Here is a 3,129-nt window from a genome sequence, read left to right as displayed (position 1 = left end):
CTTGTCTGAATCGTGTTTACCGTCTTCAATCATGCCGGCTTCAGCGGCGTGTTTGGCGGCCATCTCATGCTCGTGTGCGGTTTCTTTAAAGAATTTGCGCACAACCACATAGAACAAAGGCACAAGGAACACAGACAGAATCGTACCGATCAACATACCCCAGACCACGGTCGTACCAATCGCACGTTGGCTGGCGGAGCTGGCACCGCTGGCAACATAAAGCGGTACCACGCCCAAGATGAAGGCAAACGAAGTCATGATAATCGGACGGAAACGCAAGTGTGCGGCGGCAAGCGCAGCTTCAAGCGCGCTCTTGCCTTGCGCTTGCAGGTCTTTGGCAAACTCGATAATCAAAATCGCGTTTTTCGCACTCAAACCCATCACCGTAACGAAACCGACTTGGAAGTAGATATCGTTGGCGTATGCCGGAATACTGCCCAGTAATGCTTCAAACATGTTACGTCCGGTTACGCCCAATGCCGCGCCAATCAAGCCCAACGGAATCACAAGGATAACCGCCAACGGGATAGACCAGCTTTCATACAAAGCAGCCAATACCAAGAATACAGCGGCAGCGGCCAATGCGTACAACACGACAGTTTGCGAGCCGCCTTTAGCCTCTTCACGAGACTGACCACCCCATTCCAGACTGTAACCGCCGCCCATTTCATCCACCATTTGCTGTACCGCAGCCATGGCCTGACCGGAAGATACGCCATTAACAGGCGAGCCGGAAAGCTCCATTGCCGGATAACCATTGAAGCGGACGCTTTGTTCCATACCGTTTTCCCAAGAAACAGTAGCAATGGTAGAAAGCGGTACGGCCACGCCGGATTTGTTCGGTACGGTCAGGTTCAGAATATCGGCAGGCTGCATACGGGCACTCGCATCAGCTTGTACCATCACGCGTTGCAGACGGCCTTGATTCGGGAAGTCATTGACATAAGACGAACCCAAAGAAGAAGCCAAAGCAGTACGGATATCAGAGAACGAAATACCTTGTGCGGCTGCGGCGGAACGGTTGATGTCGATTTTCAACTGCGGCGCATCTTCCAAACCGCTCGCACGAACGGTACTTGGGTTAAACAAACCGCTTTTGCGCATTTTGTCAATCAACTCATTGCGCTTGGCCAATAATGCGGCATGGCCGCTGTTGTTACGGTCTTGCAGGTAAATCGTCAAGCCGGAGCCTGTACCCAATTCCATAATGGCAGGAGGCACAATCGCCAAACCGAAACCGTCTTTCAGCGTAGCCATCATCATGCCGGTCAACTTACCGGAAATAGAAGTCGCATCGCTGCCCGGAGCAGTACGTTCGCTCCAGTCTTTCAGAATGACAAAGCCCAAAGCCATGTTTTGGCCGGAACCGCTAAAACTAAAGCCGGAAACGGTAATAATGTTCTCGATCTCAGGTACAGATTTCGCCAGTTGAGTGATTTGAGCCAAAGTTGCATCGGTACGCTCTTTGGTCGCGCCGGCAGGCAGCTGTACGCTCAACATCAAGTTACCTTGGTCTTCAGTCGGCAAGAAGGAAGTCGGCAGACGCATAAACAGGAATACGCCCACAACAGTCAAACCAATATAGACAACCATCATGCGCAAAGTCTTGCGCAAGACTTTGGCAACCCAGCCTTCGTAGCCGTGTGTCCAGCTGTCGAATTTTTTGTTAAACCAACCGAAGAAACCTTTTTTCTCTTCGTGATGACCCTTCTGAATCGGTTTGAGCATGGTGGCACATAATGCCGGAGTCAGCGTCAAGGCAAGGAATGCGGAGAATGCAATCGATGCCGCCATGGTCAAGGCAAACTGTTTGTAAATGTTACCTGTTGCACCGCTAAACATTGCCAGCGGAACAAATACGGACATCAACACGGCAGTAATACCAATCACCGCGCCGGAAATCCGACCCATCGCTTTTTTGGTTGCAGCCTTAGGCGACAGACCTTCACTCGCCATAATACGCTCAACGTTTTCAACGACCACAATCGCGTCATCGACCACAATACCGATCACCAATACCATCGCAAACATGGTCAATACGTTAATCGACATACCCATGTATGAGATAAAGGCAAAACCGCCCAACAGGGAAATCGGCACAACAATAGTCGGAATCAGCGTATAGCGGATGTTTTGCAGGAAGAGATACATCACCAAGAATACCAATACGATGGCTTCCAAAAGTGTATGGATTACTTTCTCAATCGAAATTTCCACAAATTTGGAAGTATCGTAGGGAACTTTCCAGCTCATGCCGTCTGGAAAATACTTCTGCAAAACCGCCATTTTTTCTTTCACGGCAGTCGCCGTTGCCAAAGCGTTACCGCTGTTAGACAGCATCACTGCCATACCGGTGGTGTTCACACCGTTCAAACGGGTGGAAGAAGAATAATCCTGCATACCCAAGCTGACTTTGGCAACGTCTTTCAGATAGACATTAGAACCATCGATATTGGATACCAAAATGATGTTGCCAAACTCTTCAGCAGTGCTCAGCTGACCTTGCGCCGTCACAGTTGCTGAAATAGTCTGACCTGCAGCCGCCGGCAAAGAACCGATAGAGCCCGCTGAAATTTGAATATTTTGTGTCGCAAGCGCATTGGTTACCGTTGCAAAAGACAGGTTGTAGTTTTGCAGTTTTTTCGGGTCAACCCAAATACGCATGGCGCGTTGCGCACCAAACAATTGTACCTGCCCTACCCCGTCGATACGCTGCAGTTCAGGAATGATATTGCGCTGGGCGTAATCGTTCATTTCCTCAATGGATTGCTTTTCAGAAGAAAGCATGACCACTTGCAAGAAGTTGGAACGCGCTTTAGATACGGTTACACCATATTGCTGTACGGTAGAGGGCAATGTGGACAACACTTCCGACAATTTGTTCTGCACGTCTACCTGCGCCAAATCTTCATTGGTTTCCGGTGTAAACGTCAGACTGACGCTGCCGCTGCCGCTGGAATTGGCAGAAGTCGTCATATAGTCCAAACCTTCCACACCGTACATATTACGTTCGATAACGGCCAGTACGCTGTCTTCCATTACCTGAGCAGAAGCGCCCGGATAAGTAGCGCGCAAAGTAATGGTCGGTGCAGCAACGGACGGATATTGGGAAATCGGCAGTTTTTGAAT

Annotated in this window: 1 protein-coding gene; it reads right to left on the bottom strand. The window is 49.8% G+C overall.

Features of this window, described 5'->3' with window-relative positions:
- On the bottom strand, positions 1–3,129 hold a 3,129-nt coding region (locus ACTHUT_RS16625), incomplete at both ends, for an efflux RND transporter permease subunit (protein WP_440419113.1).

This window comes from Neisseria sp. P0022.S010, assembly GCF_051956635.1.
This window is presented reverse-complemented; position numbering and strand designations above follow the sequence as displayed.